Raw genomic sequence first — 13,018 nt, forward strand, 5'->3', positions numbered from 1 at the left:
TGACTCATGGCTGAGGTTGCTCTGCGGAAGGTAGTCAAGCGTTACGACGATGTCGAAGCCGTGCGCGGCATCGACCTCGACATCGCCGACCATGAGTTCATCGTGCTGGTCGGTCCGTCCGGCTGCGGCAAGTCGACCACGCTGCGCATGATCGCAGGCCTCGAGGACATCAGCGACGGCGACATCATGATCGGCGGAGACGTCGTCAACGACGTGCCGCCGAAGGACCGCGACATTGCGATGGTGTTCCAGAACTATGCGCTCTATCCGCATATGACGGTCGCCGAGAACATGTCGTTCGGGCTGCGCCTGAAGCACTATCCCAAGGCCGAGATCAAGGCGCGGGTGACGGAAGCCGCCCGCCTCCTCGACATCACCGACCTGATCGACCGCAAGCCGAAGCAGCTCTCCGGCGGCCAGCGCCAGCGCGTCGCGATGGGCCGGGCCATCGTGCGCAATCCGAAGGTTTTCCTGTTCGACGAGCCGCTCTCGAATCTCGATGCCAAGCTGCGCGTTCAGATGCGGATCGAGATCAAGAAAGTGCACCAGAAGGTGCGCACCACCACCGTTTACGTCACCCACGACCAGGTCGAGGCGATGACGCTGGCCGATCGCGTGGTGGTGATGAACAAGGGGCGGATCGAGCAGATCGGCACGCCGAACGAGCTCTACCACAAACCGGCGACGCGTTTCGTCGCGGGCTTCATCGGCTCGCCGGCGATGAACTTCATTCCGTGCCGGCTCGAGGATGTCGGCGGCACGCTCCAGATCCGCCTCACCGACCGCATCGCTTTCCCGCTGCCGCCGGCCCGCGCCGCGCGCTACGACGCGCTGCCGCGCACCGAGAAGCTGCTGCTCGGCCTGCGGCCCGAGCATCTTACCGAGTCGCACGCGCATCTCGAGCCCGGCGTCGAGACCTTCGACACCGTGCTCGACGTCACCGAGCCGATGGGGATGGAGACGCTGGTCTATTTCGGGCTCGAGGGCACGCCGATCTGCGGCCGCGTCGATCCCAACGCCGGCGCCAAGGACGGGGCTCCCATGCGTTTGGCGATGGACCTCAACAACATGCACCTGCTAAACGAGGAAACCGGCGTCGTGCTGTGACGCCGCCTCAAGAAACGCAGGCAGGGGAGCGATGACGACCAACAAGAAGAAGATTTTCGTTACACAAACTTTGTCGCAAGGGGCACGCGCCCTCCTCACCCAGCGGGACGATATCGAGCTCGTCGAGTTTTCAAACCTGATCTCGGCGAAGGACTTCGAGACCTTGCTGAAGAGCCATGCCCCCGTCCACGGCGTGGCCCTCGGTGCCACCGCCTTCGGCGAGACAGAGCTCGAAGCAGCCAGGGACATGAAGGTGGTGACCCGCATCGGCGTCGGCTACGACGCCGTCGATGTGCCCGCCCTCTCCCGCCGCAAGGTGCCGCTGATGGTCGCGGGCAGCGCGAACTCGCCCTCGGTCGCGGAAGCGGCGCTGTTCATGATGCTGACGCTGGCCAAGCGCGCGCAGGAGATGCACGCCTGCGTCAAGGACGGCAAATGGGCCGACCGGCTCGGCATGTTGCCGTTCGACCTCTATGGCAAGACCGTGCTGATCATCGGCTTCGGCCGCATCGGCAGCCGCACCGCCAAGCGCTGCCTGGCATTCGAAATGAACGTCCAGGTCTACGATCCCTACAAGGAAGCCGCCGAGATCAAGGCCGCCGGCTGCGAACCTGTGCCTGACCTCGACGCCGCGCTACCCCGCGCCGACTTCGTCACGATCCACTGCCCGAAGACGCCGGAGACGGTCGGCCTGTTCGATGCGGCGCGGATCGGCCGGATGAAGCCGAAATCCTACCTCATCAATACCGCGCGCGGCGGCATCGTGAAGGAGGCTGCGCTGTACGATGCCCTGGTCTCCGGCAAGCTCGCCGGCGCCGGCATCGACGTGTTCGAGGTGGAGCCGCCGCCGATCGGCAACGCGCTGTTCGCGCTGCCCAACGTCATCGTCGCCCCGCATGTCGCCGGCGTGACGGTCGAGTCCGTCCAGCGCATGAGCGAGCAGACCGCACGCAACATCCTGAGCGTCCTGGATGGCGATCCCATCCGGCAGAACGTGATCAATCAGGACGTGCTGGGCTAACCCGAATTCCCGGCGGGCGCCCCGATGCGCCCGCCCTCGGGATGCCAGAAAGCGTCCCATTTTGGTGCAGATCGAGCCCCAACTCAGCCTTAATCAAGCGCGCGTAATGAGACCAGCCGCGGCGGCAGTGGGACAGACTGGCCAACCGCGTCGAGCTGGAGGATGAGCCCTTGTCAGAAATCGACCCGACCGACCACGCGCTCGCGACCATCGCCAGCATCCTGGAGCACCCCGAGCCCGTCCTCGTCGTTCGGGAGACTGAGACCATCCGGGAGACCGAGATCGTGGTCGTCGGTGAGCAGCCGTCCGTCGAAGAACATCAAGCAGTCGACGAGCATCCGGTCGTCGATGAGCAGCCGCTGGTGCCGGAGCACACCGATCCGGACGGCTACAGCAAGGTTGGCCCCGGACCGATGGTCGCGATCCGCCTCAAATGGACGGTCCATCGCGGCGATGACGATCAGTTCTACGTTCACGAGACCATCGGCGAGCAATCCGCCCCCGTGATCAGCGGCCCGATGACGAGCGAGGCTGCCGTGCGCTTCGTTGACGAGCGGGAGGACGAGTCACATCGTCGCTTCGAAGAGCTGCGCAGCGAGATCGCCGGCCGCAGCTCGCTGGCCGAATACGAGCGCAAGGGCGAAGCGTAAGCTCTACCGACGCCCGAGATAATCCTTTTTCACCAGCTCGACGCCGGCGTGCCGCAACAGGTCGTAGGCCGTGGTGACGTGAAAGAAGAACTGCGGCACGCTGAACGTCAGCAGCAGCGCCCGCCCGGTGAAGGGCAGCTCGGTGCCGTTCTTCAGCCTGAAGAAGACATTCCGTTCCGCAGCCGCATCGATCTCCGCGGGCGGCAGGCTTTCGATGAACTCGATCGACGTCGCGATCCGCGCCTGAAGCCCGGCCATGTCGTGCTCCAGCGCCGGCAGCGCCACCGGCTCGCACTGCGCCAGCAAGGCAGGGGCGACCGTGGCATGGCGGCAGGCTTCGCCGACCTGCTGCGCCAGATCGTACATGTTCGGCGCAAGGCGCATCTCGAGCAGAACCGTCGGATTGAACTTGCGGGCATCCGCATGGGCAACGCCCTTGTCGAGCAGCGCGGACAGGTTGCGCAAATAGGGCACGAAGAGGCCGACCGAGGCCTCGTACATCGCGATCGTCACCTTGAAAGTCCCTTCAATTCGCCTCGCCGGGGGGGACGGGCATCTGGTCTAAATCCAAATCCGAAGAGCTACACAATGACAGCTCGCACAGGGGTGGAGAAGAGATGGCTCCCGGGACGGACAGGCTCTGGCCGCGTCCTCCTGTCGCTTGCCACGGCCAAACTTTGGACCGGCTCGGGGGCTATTGAACCGGGAACCGCTGGAAGACGACTCATACCAACGACAGTGATCTAGATCACTTTTTGCGAGCGAGCCGGCGCGTAAGCGTCGGTGCGGGGACCACCTGTTTCAGGAGACGGAAATGAGGAAGCTGTTGGCCACGGCCGCATTCCTTTTGGCGAGCACCGCCGCACAGGCGCAGTACACTTTCGAGTATGGCGGGCGCACCATCCGCATCGATCCGGACCGCGGCACGGTGCAGATCCCCGGCGTCTACGACAACACCGGTCAAAGCAAGCCGAAGAAGGCCAAGAAGAACGAGACGAGCCCGGGTCAGCAGGCGCCGCAGCAAGCCACGGTCGAGCCGCAAACGCCGGTCGCGCCGGCCACCGCTCCCGTCGCCCCACCGCCTGCGGCTGCGCAGGCACCTGTGCCTGCCGCACCCGCTGCCGCAGTACCACCGCCTGCACCGCCTCCGGCGGCAACCGCCAGCAATCCGCCGGCCGAGACTGCCGTGCTGCCGCCGCCCGCGCCTCCGCCGGCCCCTGCACCGGCCACGCAGCAGGCAGCTCCCGCCGTGACACCACCGCCAGCCCCCGCCACGGCTGCGGCCCCTCCGGCGCCGCCTCCGCCCCCCGCTCCGTCCCCGGCAACCGCCCCAGTCCAGGCGGCTGCCGTCGCGCCGCCCGCTCCGACAGCTGCGCCGACGCGCGATCTCAATTCGCCGCTCGGCGTCTGGCTCACCGAGGAGAAGGAAGGCAAGGTCCGCATCGAGCAATGCGGCAGCAACCTCTGCGGCTATTCGGTCGACAGCAAGTCGAACCAGAACGGCGAGCAGGTCCTGATCAACATGAAGCCCGGCAAGGACCAGAGGTGGTCTGGCCGCATCGTCGACCCCAACAGCGGATCGACCTACGACTCCACGATCGCGATGAAGGGCACCGACCGGCTGCGCGTGCAAGGCTGCGCCTTTGGCGGCATGTTCTGCGGCGGCCAGACCTGGACGCGCGTGAACTAGGTTCGAGGTCGCGCTTCCGGCAAGACGAAGGGGCCCCTGATCGGGGCCCCTTCGCTTTTGCCCTTTCGACCTCATGAGGTGCGCCACCTCACAGAGCGTCTTGCGCCCGTGACAGCCCTCACATCGCCGGTTCCGCACCCGTGCGACGCTCCCCGCATGATCAATCGCAGGGGCGTGTCATGACTGGATTTCGCAAGGGTCTTTTCGCCGCCATTGTCGCCATCGCCTTCCCGCTCACGCAGGCCAGCGCGGCAACGAGCACTTTCGACGGCACATGGAATGTTCGCATCGCCTCCTCGAGCGAGGCCTGCGGCAATGGTGCAACCGTCTCGATCGGAATCAACAACGGCCAGATCGCATCCAGCAGCGCCGCAGTGACGGCGTCGGGCCGCGTCGCCGGTGCCGGCAGCATCAACGTCACCCTGAGCACCGGCATCAAGCGCGCCGTCGGCTTCGGCCGGCTGAATGGCACGTCCGGCTCCGGCACGTGGCGCGGCGCCATGTGTGCGGGAACGTGGACGGCGGAGCGAATGTGAGCTCTTCCGTGTCCCGGACGCGCTTGCAACGCGCTAGCGTTACTGCGCTGAGCCGGGCCCCGGCAGCACTCTTGACCGCTAATTTGGAACGCTCTGGGCCCCGGCTCGGCGGCGCATCGCCGCGGGCGATGCGTCTTGTCCGGGGCACGCGAGAAGCCTTCAGCCGACTGCGGCCCCGTACTCCGCGTCGGTGACCGGCTCGAGCCAGGTCGAATAGACGCCGTCGAGCGCTTCCTGCATGGCAATGTGGCACATGGCGTTGGTCGGCGACGCCCCGTGCCAGTGCAGTTCACCCGGCGGGATCCAGACGGTGTCGCCGGGACGGATCTCGCGGACCGGCCCGCCTTTGGCCTGGATGCGGCCGACGCCGGAAATGACGTAAAGCGTCTGCCCGAGCGGATGGTGATGCCAGTTGGTGCGCGCGCCCGGCTCGAACGACACGCGCGAGCAGTTCAGCCGTGCCGGCGCGGGCGCCATGATCACGGGATCCTGCAAGACAGTGCCGGTGAAGTGTTCCTTGGGCGCGTGGCCGGTCGGCCGCGTGCCTGCAACAGTGATCTCCATCGAAATGACCTCTCTTCTTCCCGGTTACTTCTTGCTCGCGGCGTAGCGCGCTTTGGTTTCGGCATTCATGGGGTACAGGCCCGGCAGCACCGCGCCATTGTTCACCTCGTTGACGATCCAGGCCTCCATCCGCTCCTGCTCGACGCCCTCAGCGAGGACGTGATCGAGCATCGCCTGCGGGATCAGCACGCAACCGTCCTGGTCGGCGACGACGATGTCGTTCGGGAAAACGGCAACGCCGCCGCAGCCGATCGGCTCGCCCCAGCCGACGAAGGTGAGCCCCGCAACGGAAGGCGGCGCGGCATAGCCGTCGCACCACACCGGAAGGTTGGTGCCGAGCACGCCCTCGACGTCACGCACGACGCCGTCGGTGACCAGCGCAGTGACGCCGCGCTTGACCATGCGCGCGCAGAGGATGTCGCCGAAGATGCCGGCATCGGTGATGCCCATGGCGTCGACCACGGCAATGCATCCCTCCGGCATCGCCTCGATCGCGGTGCGGGTCGAGATCGGCGACGACCAGGATTCCGGCGTCGCCAGATCTTCGCGCGCCGGCACGAAGCGCAGCGTGAAGGCCGGACCCACCAGGCGCGGCAGGCCCGGGCGGAGCGGACGGGCGCCGCGCATCCACACATTGCGCAGCCCCTTTTTCAGCAGGACCGTGGTGATCGTGGCGGTGGTGATGCCGGCGAGGGTCTTGCGGGTTTCGGGGGACAGCGACATGAACGAGAACGAGCTCCGGATAGGCGGGAAAGAACGCGCGCATCTTGCGAGCCGCAGCCCATGCGTCAAGGGCCAAGAGGGTCCCAATAACGCAGGGCCGCCGAGCTGTTATGCGACGCGATAACAAGGCTTTATCGGCTCCCCTTGCATTAATTTATTGGACTTGCGGGCGCATTTACGCGAAGCAGGGGTGACGCGGAACTCAACGTCGAGCCCGCGCACTTCCAAAAGTCAGAATTTCGACAGCTCTTCGACAGCTCAATGGCCGCGACGCTTCCCCCGCCCCGCCTTCTGCCCAGTGGCGACAGCGCCGTCACGGTCGAGTTCAGCCGCACCATCGACGAGGAAGCCAACCAGCGCGTGCTGGCGCTCGACAAGGCGCTCGCCGCGAGCCCCATCGAATTCATCACCGAGACCGTGCCGACTTACCGCTCGCTGCTGGTGCACTACGACCCCGAAAAGATCGGTTTCGACGCGCTCGGCGAAAAGATCCTCCCGATCGCCGCCCGGCCATTGCCGCCGGTCACCAAGGCGCGCCGCTGGCGCATTCCCGTCGCCTATGGCGGCGAGCATGGCATCGACCTCGAAAACGTCGCAAAGGCGCTCAACACCACGCCTGACGACATCATCGCCCGGCATGCGGGCGGCGATTACAAGGTCGCCATGATCGGCTTCACGCCGGGCTGGTCCTATCTCAGCGGCCTCGACAAATCCCTGCACATGTCGCGGCGGCAGAACCCGCGGCTGCTGACGCCGGCCGGCACGATCTCGATCGGCGGTGTCCAGGCGGGGATCCAGTGCCTGGCCGCGCCTAGCGGCTGGCACCTGCTCGGCCGCACGCCGGTGCGCACCTATCAGCTCCACCGCAATCCGACCTTCCTCACCGAGCCCGGCGATCGCGTGACGTTTTTCGCCATCGACCACAAGACGTTCACGGAACTGGATCGCGCGGCGGAGGGCGGCGAGATTGTCGCCGAGCAGGTGGACGCATGAGCCGGCTCCTTGTCGCCAGCATCGGCCCTGCGAGCTCGGTCCAGGATGGCGGCCGCTTCGGCGCGCAGCGCTACGGCTTGACGGTCAGCGGGGCGATGGATCGGCTGTCGCTCGCGGCGGCGAACACGCTCGTCGGCAACGAGGCGTTCGCTGCCGCCGTGGAGATCGGCCCGTTCGGCGCCTCCTTCACCGCCCGCGACGGCGCCGTCCGCGTCGCGATCGCTGGCGCGCCGCGCAATGCGGACATCGCCGGAGACCCGGTCGCGATGGACACATCGGTGACGCTGAAGGACGGCGAGACGCTGACGCTGGGCTTTGCCCGCGGCGGCGCCTTCACCTATCTGGCCATCGAAGGCGCCATCAAGGGCGAGCCGGTGTTCGGCAGTCTCGCGGTCAATGCCCGCGCCGGCCTCGGCAGCCCCTACCCGCGCCCGCTCCAGGCCGGCGACGAGTTCAGCGTTGATGCTGCGAGCGGTGCGGCGGAGCTCCGCATCGAATTGCCGAAGCCTGCGACAGGTCCCATCCGCGTCCTGCTGGGTCCGCAGGATGACGAATTCGACGAGGCCAACAAGGCGTTGTTCCTGAACAGCGATTGGAAGATCTCGGCAACCTCCGACCGGATGGGCTACCGGCTCGAAGGTCCCGCCATCAAACATCTGCACGGCCACAACATCGTCTCCGACGGCACCGTCAACGGCAGCATCCAGGTGCCCGGCAACGGCGCGCCGATCGCGCTGATGATGGACCGCGGCACCTCCGGCGGCTATCCCAAAATCGCAACCGTCATCACGGCCGATGTCGGCCGCCTGGCGCAGACATCGGCGGGTATCGCGTTCCGCTTCAAGCAGGTCGGCATGGCCGAGGCGCAGGACGAGGCGCGCAGATTTGCGCAATTGATCCGGACCCTGCCCGATCGCCTGCGTCCTGCCGACACAGTCGCACTCAACATCGAGGCGCTCAGCGATGCCAACGTTGCAGGCTATGCGGTGAGCGCCGTGGACGCCGGGACTTGGCAGGTCGCGGCCGAGCCGTAAGCTACAACGAGACCAGAGGCGGAGAGCACCCATGAAGGCAGTCGATCTCAATTGCGATCTCGGCGAAGGTTTTGGCGCGTGGGAGATGGGCAACGACGCCGCGATGATCGAGCTGGCGAGCTCGGTCAACGTTGCCTGCGGCTTTCATGCCGGCGACCCCGACATCATGCGCCGGACGGTGGAGCTGGCAAAGGCGCGCGGCGTCTCGGTCGGGGCGCATCCCGGCTATCGCGACCTGCATGGTTTTGGCCGGCATCCGATCGCCGGGCTGAAGGCCTCGGAGATCGAGAACCTCGTCGCCTATCAGATCGGCGCGTTGCAGGCGATCGCGACCGCGGCCGGCCACAAGGTCACGCATGTGAAGGCGCATGGCGCGCTCTCCAACGTCGCGTGCGAGGACGACATGACGGCGAAGGCGATCGCCGCCGGCATCAAGGCCGTCGATCCCGGCCTGATCTTCGTCGTGCTCGCCAATTCGAAGCTGGTGAAGGCCGGCGAAGCGGCCAATCTGCCGATGGTCCACGAGGTCTTCGCCGACCGCGCCTATGAGGATGACGGCAACCTCGTCTCGCGCAAGAAGCCCGGCGCGGTGCTGCACGATGCCAAGGCGATCGCGGATCGCGTCGTGCGGATGGTTCAGGACGGCGCGGTGGTGTCGGTGACCGGCAAGGTCATCAAGATGCGCACGGACACGGTCTGCATCCACGGCGACACGCCCGGCGCCGTCGAGATCGCGCGCGGTGTGCGTCAGGCGCTGAAGGATGCAGGGATCGAGGTCGCGCCGTTCAAGCGCGGGGCGTGAGGCCGTCGGTCACACCTCAAAATGGATGCACCGACAGTGTACCGAACACGATGGCCGCGATGACGGCAAAGGCGCTGTAGAGCGCGACGTGGTGCATGCTCGCCACGGTCCGCCGCGAGAGCGAGCGCGCGTAAAAGTGCAGCCTGGCTTCCGCCGATAATTCGCGCATAGTCGATCTCCAACGCCCCATTTTCGGGATTATGAGGGATCAACCCTGGCGGGAGGCAAGATGGCGGCGAAAATAGCGATGTGCTTCTTCTAAAAAGGTTCATCGCGGACGCTTATTCTCTTTGCCGGCGGGTTCGGAGAATCTCATTCGTTAAAATCCGAGCCAGCTGGAACCGGCTCGGTTGACGACGGAATGACGGTCAATACACGTCGGCCTGGAAGCGGCCGGTCTTCTTGAGCTCGGCGACGAAGCTGACGGCTTCGTCCGTCGAACGTGCGCCGAACTGGGCGACGATATCGACCAGCGCGCGCTCGACGTCCTTGGCCATGCGCTTGGCATCGCCGCAGATGTAGAAATGCGCGCCTTCGGCAAGCCACGTCCACACCTCGCGGCCGACCTCGCGCATGCGGTCCTGCACGTAAAACTTCTTCTCGCCGTCGCGCGACCAAGCCAGCGACAGCCGCGTGAGCACGCCCGCGGTCTTCATCGCGTTGAGCTCGTCCTGGTAGAAGAAGTCGCAATCGCTGCGCTGATGGCCGAAGAACAGCCAGTTCTTGCCGGGCGCCCCGGTGGCCTTGCGGTCGAGCAGGAAGGCGCGGAACGGCGCGATGCCGGTGCCGGGACCGACCATGATGATCGGCGTCTTCGGGTCGCGCGGCAGGCCGAAGCCATGTGCCTTCTGCACGTAGACCTTGAGGTTCTCACCCTCGTTGATGCGCTCGCCAAGGAAGGTCGAGGCAACGCCGAGGCGCTTGCGCTTGCCGATGACGTAGCGCACGGAATCGACCGTCAGCGACAGCTTTCCGGGAGTCGCATTGTGCGAGGACGAGATCGAGTAGAGCCGCGGCTGCAGCGGCTCCAGCGCCTCGACGAAGGCCTCGGGATGCGGCCGCGTGCCGGAGAACTTCTGCAGCCCGGCCATGACGTCGAGGGTGGCGGCATCGCCATCGGGATCCTCGCCCTGCGCAAGCGCCCGCGCCTTCTCACGCGCCGCACCGCCGGTGATGAACGAGATCAGCTCGAACAGCGTGTCCGGAGCCGGCGACAACGACACGTCGTCGGTCAGCACCTCGCGCAGCGTCTTGCCGTTGACCTTGGTCGTGTGGGAGGCGCCGAGCAGCGCGATGATCTGGTCGACGAGGCCGACGTCATTGCGCGGGAACACGCCAAAACTGTCGCCGACGACGTAATCGAGTTTGCTCTCGGAGAGATCGAACTCGACGTGATAGGTCTCCTTCTCCGACTTTCCCTTGTTGAGAAGACGGCGTGACAGGAAGGTCGCGCCAACGGGGTTGTCGCGCGAGCGGCCCGGCTCTGCGATCGTCACGGTCACGGCCGGCGCCGCCGTGTCCGGCTGGTCGGCCGATTTGGCCAGTGGGGCCTTGTCGAGATCCTCGTACAGCGCCTTCAGCATCCGCGCGGTTTCCTTGCCGCCGGGAACACAGAGGTTGAGCCGTGCCTCGCTGCGGCTCGCGATCGCTTCCGAATAATCGTGACAGTTGTAGCCGCACTGACCGCAATCCTGCTGTGCCATCGCCGCCATCATCTTGCGGCGCAGGGGGCGTCCCTCGGCGAGCTTCATCCGCTCGGCGATCGGCATGGTCTGGTCGTGCCATGGCGCCTCGCCGTCGTCGCCGTCACCGGCCGGGCCCTGCATGACCGCGGCACCCTGCTCCGCGGACAGCGGTGCGGCGACGTCGGGCGACAGCAGGCCGGCGAAGAAGCCGTTCAGCCAGGACCGCTGCGCGTCCGAGAACGGTGCGCTGGGTGGGATGATGTCGAGCTTGGGCGGAGGGGTGATCTGGTTCATGCGGACACCTGTGCATCGGCAAGCTTGCGCAGCGTTTCGCCGTCATGGCGGCGCGCAAAAGACAGGAACGTTTCCTCGGGAGACGAGCGATGGGCGATGTAGGCCTTGAGCAGTCCTTCGACCGTCTTCGGCGCGTCCTCGGCCTTGAGGTCGTGATAGACCTCCTGCCCGACATCGGCGTCGGGACCGAACCCGCCGCCCGTGAAGAGGTGATAGCCCTCGACCGTGTCCTCTTCGCCGACCGGAACGCGAGCCCCGATCAATCCGATGTCGCTGATGTAGTGCTGGGCGCAGGAATGGTGACAGCCGGTGACATGGATGTTGACCGGCTTGTCCATCGGGACGCGCGGCTCGCACCATTCGCCGATTTCGGCTGCGTGACGCTTGGTGTTCGCCGCGGCAAAGCGGCAGCCGGCATTGCCGGTGCAGGCGATCAGGCCGGCGCGGATGTGCGAGGCCTCCACCGCAAGCCCGATCTGCTTGATGGCCGCGACTGCTAGCTCGACGTTTTCGTCGCGTACACCCGGGATCAAGAGGTTCTGCCAGACCGTGAGGCGGATATCGCCGTCGCCGAGGTCGCGCGCGACCTTGGCGAGGCCTCGCATCTGATCGGAGGTGAGCTTGCCGAGCGTCAGCGACACGCCGATCCAGTTGAGACCCTCTTGCTTCTGCTTGTGCACGCCGATATGCGCCACGCGGTCCGCCGCCGGGCGCGGCGCGAACGCCTCTTCCGGCACGCGCGCGAACGGCGCCTTCAGCCGCTCCTCGACGAGCGTGAGGAAGCCGTCATGTCCCATGGCATCGAGCACGTATTTCAGACGCGCCTTGTTTCGGTTGGTGCGGTCGCCATGGTCGATGAACACGCGCACGATGGCGTCGGCGACGGCCGTCGCCTGCTCCGGCTTGACGATGATGCCGGAATATTTTGCAAAGTCCTTGTGGCCGGTGATGCCGCCGAGACCGAGGCGGAACCAGACGCCGGGCTCGACGCCGAACCCATCTTTCACCTCATACGCGGTGAAGGCGATGTCGTTTGTCTCCTCGAGCACCGCGATCCTGCCGGCGCCGTCGAAGGCGACGTTGAACTTGCGCGGCAGGCCGTAAAGCGAACGATCGTTGAGGATGTGATAGTGCCACTCGCGGGCATAGGGCCGCGTGTCGATGATTTCCTGCGGATCGATGCCTGCCGTGGGCGTTCCCGTCACGTTGCGGATGTTGTCGGCGCCGGAGCCGCGCGAGCACAGGCCGAGGTCCTGGATGCCCTCGATCAGCTTCACCGCGTTCTTCGGCGGGATTTCGCGGAGCTGGAGATTGGCGCGCGTCGTGACGTGGCTGTACGGGCCGCAGAGGTCGTCGGCGAGATCGGCAAGGCCCGACAGCTGCCAGTGCTTCATGATGCCGTTCGGAATGCGCAGGCGGCACATGTAGGAGTCCTGCGTCGGCGCGACGTAGAAGATCCCGTAATAGCGCCAGCGGAAATTGTCCGCCGGACTCGGCGGCGCGTTGTCGAGCGCCTGCTGGCGCAGCCGCGGATAGGCATCGAAGGGATGCTCGTCGCGCTTCAGCTTCTCCTGATCGGCGAGCTTCTTGCCCGACGCGATCACCTTGTCCTGCGCCTTGATGTGCACGGCATCGGGGCCGGTCGGCTCGGCGTTCGCCTTGCCGGCAGCGCCGCCGCCGAGGCCCCGACCGACCCGGTTGATCTGCAAGCCGGTGGTGAAGCCTTCGAGATAGCGTTTCTGCTCGTCGGTAAAATCGACTGAGAGCGTTTCGATTTTCATGGTCGGTAACGAAGCTCCTGCGGCCACCAGAGTGGCTTCGACGGATTGGCGCGACCCGCGAGGAACTAGGACTGGCTTATCAGCCGGCTCCGTTACCCGCGGTCCGATCAGCTTCGTTGCTGCTGGACTTGGCTCAGC

General features: G+C 66.0%; 14 protein-coding genes. 8 read left to right on the forward strand and 6 right to left on the reverse strand.

Features of this window, described 5'->3' with window-relative positions; translation table 11 throughout:
- Positions 1-6: 6 nt before the first annotated feature.
- The 3 genes from ACYCVF_RS28025 to ACYCVF_RS28035 all read left to right on the forward strand — a co-directional run bounded on the left by ACYCVF_RS28025 (position 7) and on the right by ACYCVF_RS28035 (position 2,778).
- Positions 7-1,107, forward strand: coding sequence for an ABC transporter ATP-binding protein (locus tag ACYCVF_RS28025; protein WP_459595633.1), 1,101 nt, complete (start codon positions 7-9; stop codon positions 1,105-1,107).
- Between the two features lie 31 nt (positions 1,108-1,138).
- Positions 1,139-2,128 carry a hydroxyacid dehydrogenase gene (locus ACYCVF_RS28030; RefSeq protein ID WP_459595632.1) on the forward strand — a complete coding sequence of 330 codons (990 nt, stop codon included), beginning with the start codon at positions 1,139-1,141 and terminating at the stop codon, positions 2,126-2,128.
- A gap of 170 nt (positions 2,129-2,298) precedes the next feature.
- Positions 2,299-2,778: a hypothetical protein gene (locus tag ACYCVF_RS28035; RefSeq protein WP_459595631.1), complete on the forward strand. Its 480-nt coding sequence runs from the start codon at positions 2,299-2,301 to the stop codon at positions 2,776-2,778.
- A gap of 3 nt (positions 2,779-2,781) precedes the next feature.
- On the opposite strand, the gene ACYCVF_RS28040 is transcribed toward ACYCVF_RS28035, so the two are convergent.
- A complete protein-coding gene (locus ACYCVF_RS28040) occupies positions 2,782-3,279 on the reverse strand; it encodes a DUF1993 domain-containing protein (RefSeq protein WP_459596450.1) in 498 nt (165 codons plus the stop codon).
- Between the two features lie 313 nt (positions 3,280-3,592).
- Here ACYCVF_RS28040 and ACYCVF_RS28045 point away from each other — a divergent pair, with 313 nt between their 5' ends.
- The gene (locus ACYCVF_RS28045; protein ID WP_459595630.1) at positions 3,593-4,468 is read left to right on the forward strand and encodes a DUF2147 domain-containing protein; all 876 of its coding nucleotides are present in this window, start codon (positions 3,593-3,595) and stop codon (positions 4,466-4,468) included.
- 179 nt (positions 4,469-4,647) lie between these two features.
- Complete coding sequence (locus ACYCVF_RS28050; RefSeq protein WP_459595629.1) at positions 4,648-5,004, forward strand: hypothetical protein; 357 nt, start codon at positions 4,648-4,650, stop codon at positions 5,002-5,004.
- Between the two features lie 159 nt (positions 5,005-5,163).
- On the opposite strand, the gene ACYCVF_RS28055 is transcribed toward ACYCVF_RS28050, so the two are convergent.
- Positions 5,164-5,568 (reverse strand): (R)-mandelonitrile lyase, encoded by a 405-nt coding sequence (locus ACYCVF_RS28055; RefSeq protein WP_459595628.1) that lies wholly within the window; start codon positions 5,566-5,568, stop codon positions 5,164-5,166.
- Between the two features lie 24 nt (positions 5,569-5,592).
- The gene (locus ACYCVF_RS28060; RefSeq protein ID WP_459595627.1) at positions 5,593-6,291 is read right to left on the reverse strand and encodes a ribonuclease activity regulator RraA; all 699 of its coding nucleotides are present in this window, start codon (positions 6,289-6,291) and stop codon (positions 5,593-5,595) included.
- Between the two features lie 261 nt (positions 6,292-6,552).
- On the opposite strand from ACYCVF_RS28060, the gene pxpB reads away from it, so the two are divergent.
- Genes pxpB through ACYCVF_RS28075 form a run of 3 tightly spaced genes read left to right on the forward strand, consistent with a single transcriptional unit; the run spans position 6,553 to position 9,120 of the window.
- Complete coding sequence (gene pxpB / locus ACYCVF_RS28065) at positions 6,553-7,284, forward strand: 5-oxoprolinase subunit PxpB (RefSeq protein ID WP_459595626.1); 732 nt, start codon at positions 6,553-6,555, stop codon at positions 7,282-7,284.
- Positions 7,281-8,318, forward strand: a complete 1,038-nt coding sequence (locus tag ACYCVF_RS28070) for a 5-oxoprolinase subunit C family protein (RefSeq protein ID WP_459595625.1) — start codon at positions 7,281-7,283, stop codon at positions 8,316-8,318. The genes pxpB and ACYCVF_RS28070 overlap by 4 nt, the downstream gene beginning before the upstream one ends.
- Positions 8,319-8,349: 31 nt before the next feature.
- Positions 8,350-9,120 (forward strand): LamB/YcsF family protein, encoded by a 771-nt coding sequence (locus ACYCVF_RS28075; protein ID WP_459595624.1) that lies wholly within the window; start codon positions 8,350-8,352, stop codon positions 9,118-9,120.
- A gap of 16 nt (positions 9,121-9,136) precedes the next feature.
- Here the strand turns inward: ACYCVF_RS28075 and ACYCVF_RS28080 are convergent, their stop codons facing one another.
- From ACYCVF_RS28080 to ACYCVF_RS28090, 3 genes are all read right to left on the reverse strand, one after another.
- Entirely contained in the window at positions 9,137-9,289 is a 153-nt protein-coding gene (locus ACYCVF_RS28080; RefSeq protein ID WP_459595623.1) for a hypothetical protein, read from the reverse strand.
- Positions 9,290-9,488: 199 nt separating this feature from the next.
- Positions 9,489-11,099 carry a sulfite reductase subunit alpha gene (locus tag ACYCVF_RS28085; protein ID WP_459595622.1) on the reverse strand — a complete coding sequence of 537 codons (1,611 nt, stop codon included), beginning with the start codon at positions 11,097-11,099 and terminating at the stop codon, positions 9,489-9,491.
- The gene (locus ACYCVF_RS28090) at positions 11,096-12,880 is read right to left on the reverse strand and encodes a NirA family protein (protein ID WP_459595621.1); all 1,785 of its coding nucleotides are present in this window, start codon (positions 12,878-12,880) and stop codon (positions 11,096-11,098) included. The genes ACYCVF_RS28085 and ACYCVF_RS28090 overlap by 4 nt, the downstream gene beginning before the upstream one ends.
- Between the last annotated feature and the right edge of the window lie 138 nt (positions 12,881-13,018).

The sequence above is a fragment of the Bradyrhizobium cedriense genome, from assembly GCF_054602315.1.

Coding starts and splice junctions, on each gene's coding strand:
- ACYCVF_RS28055 (WP_459595628.1), bottom strand. CDS start 5,568: ATGGAGATCACTGTTGCAGGCACGCGGCCGACCGGCCACGCGCCCAAG.
- pxpB (WP_459595626.1), top strand. CDS start 6,553: ATGGCCGCGACGCTTCCCCCGCCCCGCCTTCTGCCCAGTGGCGACAGC.
- ACYCVF_RS28045 (WP_459595630.1), top strand. CDS start 3,593: ATGAGGAAGCTGTTGGCCACGGCCGCATTCCTTTTGGCGAGCACCGCC.
- ACYCVF_RS28070 (WP_459595625.1), top strand. CDS start 7,281: ATGAGCCGGCTCCTTGTCGCCAGCATCGGCCCTGCGAGCTCGGTCCAG.
- ACYCVF_RS28050 (WP_459595629.1), top strand. CDS start 4,648: ATGACTGGATTTCGCAAGGGTCTTTTCGCCGCCATTGTCGCCATCGCC.
- ACYCVF_RS28040 (WP_459596450.1), bottom strand. CDS start 3,279: ATGTACGAGGCCTCGGTCGGCCTCTTCGTGCCCTATTTGCGCAACCTG.
- ACYCVF_RS28060 (WP_459595627.1), bottom strand. CDS start 6,291: ATGTCGCTGTCCCCCGAAACCCGCAAGACCCTCGCCGGCATCACCACC.
- ACYCVF_RS28025 (WP_459595633.1), top strand. CDS start 7: ATGGCTGAGGTTGCTCTGCGGAAGGTAGTCAAGCGTTACGACGATGTC.
- ACYCVF_RS28085 (WP_459595622.1), bottom strand. CDS start 11,099: ATGAACCAGATCACCCCTCCGCCCAAGCTCGACATCATCCCACCCAGC.
- ACYCVF_RS28030 (WP_459595632.1), top strand. CDS start 1,139: ATGACGACCAACAAGAAGAAGATTTTCGTTACACAAACTTTGTCGCAA.
- ACYCVF_RS28080 (WP_459595623.1), bottom strand. CDS start 9,289: ATGCGCGAATTATCGGCGGAAGCCAGGCTGCACTTTTACGCGCGCTCG.
- ACYCVF_RS28090 (WP_459595621.1), bottom strand. CDS start 12,880: ATGAAAATCGAAACGCTCTCAGTCGATTTTACCGACGAGCAGAAACGC.
- ACYCVF_RS28075 (WP_459595624.1), top strand. CDS start 8,350: ATGAAGGCAGTCGATCTCAATTGCGATCTCGGCGAAGGTTTTGGCGCG.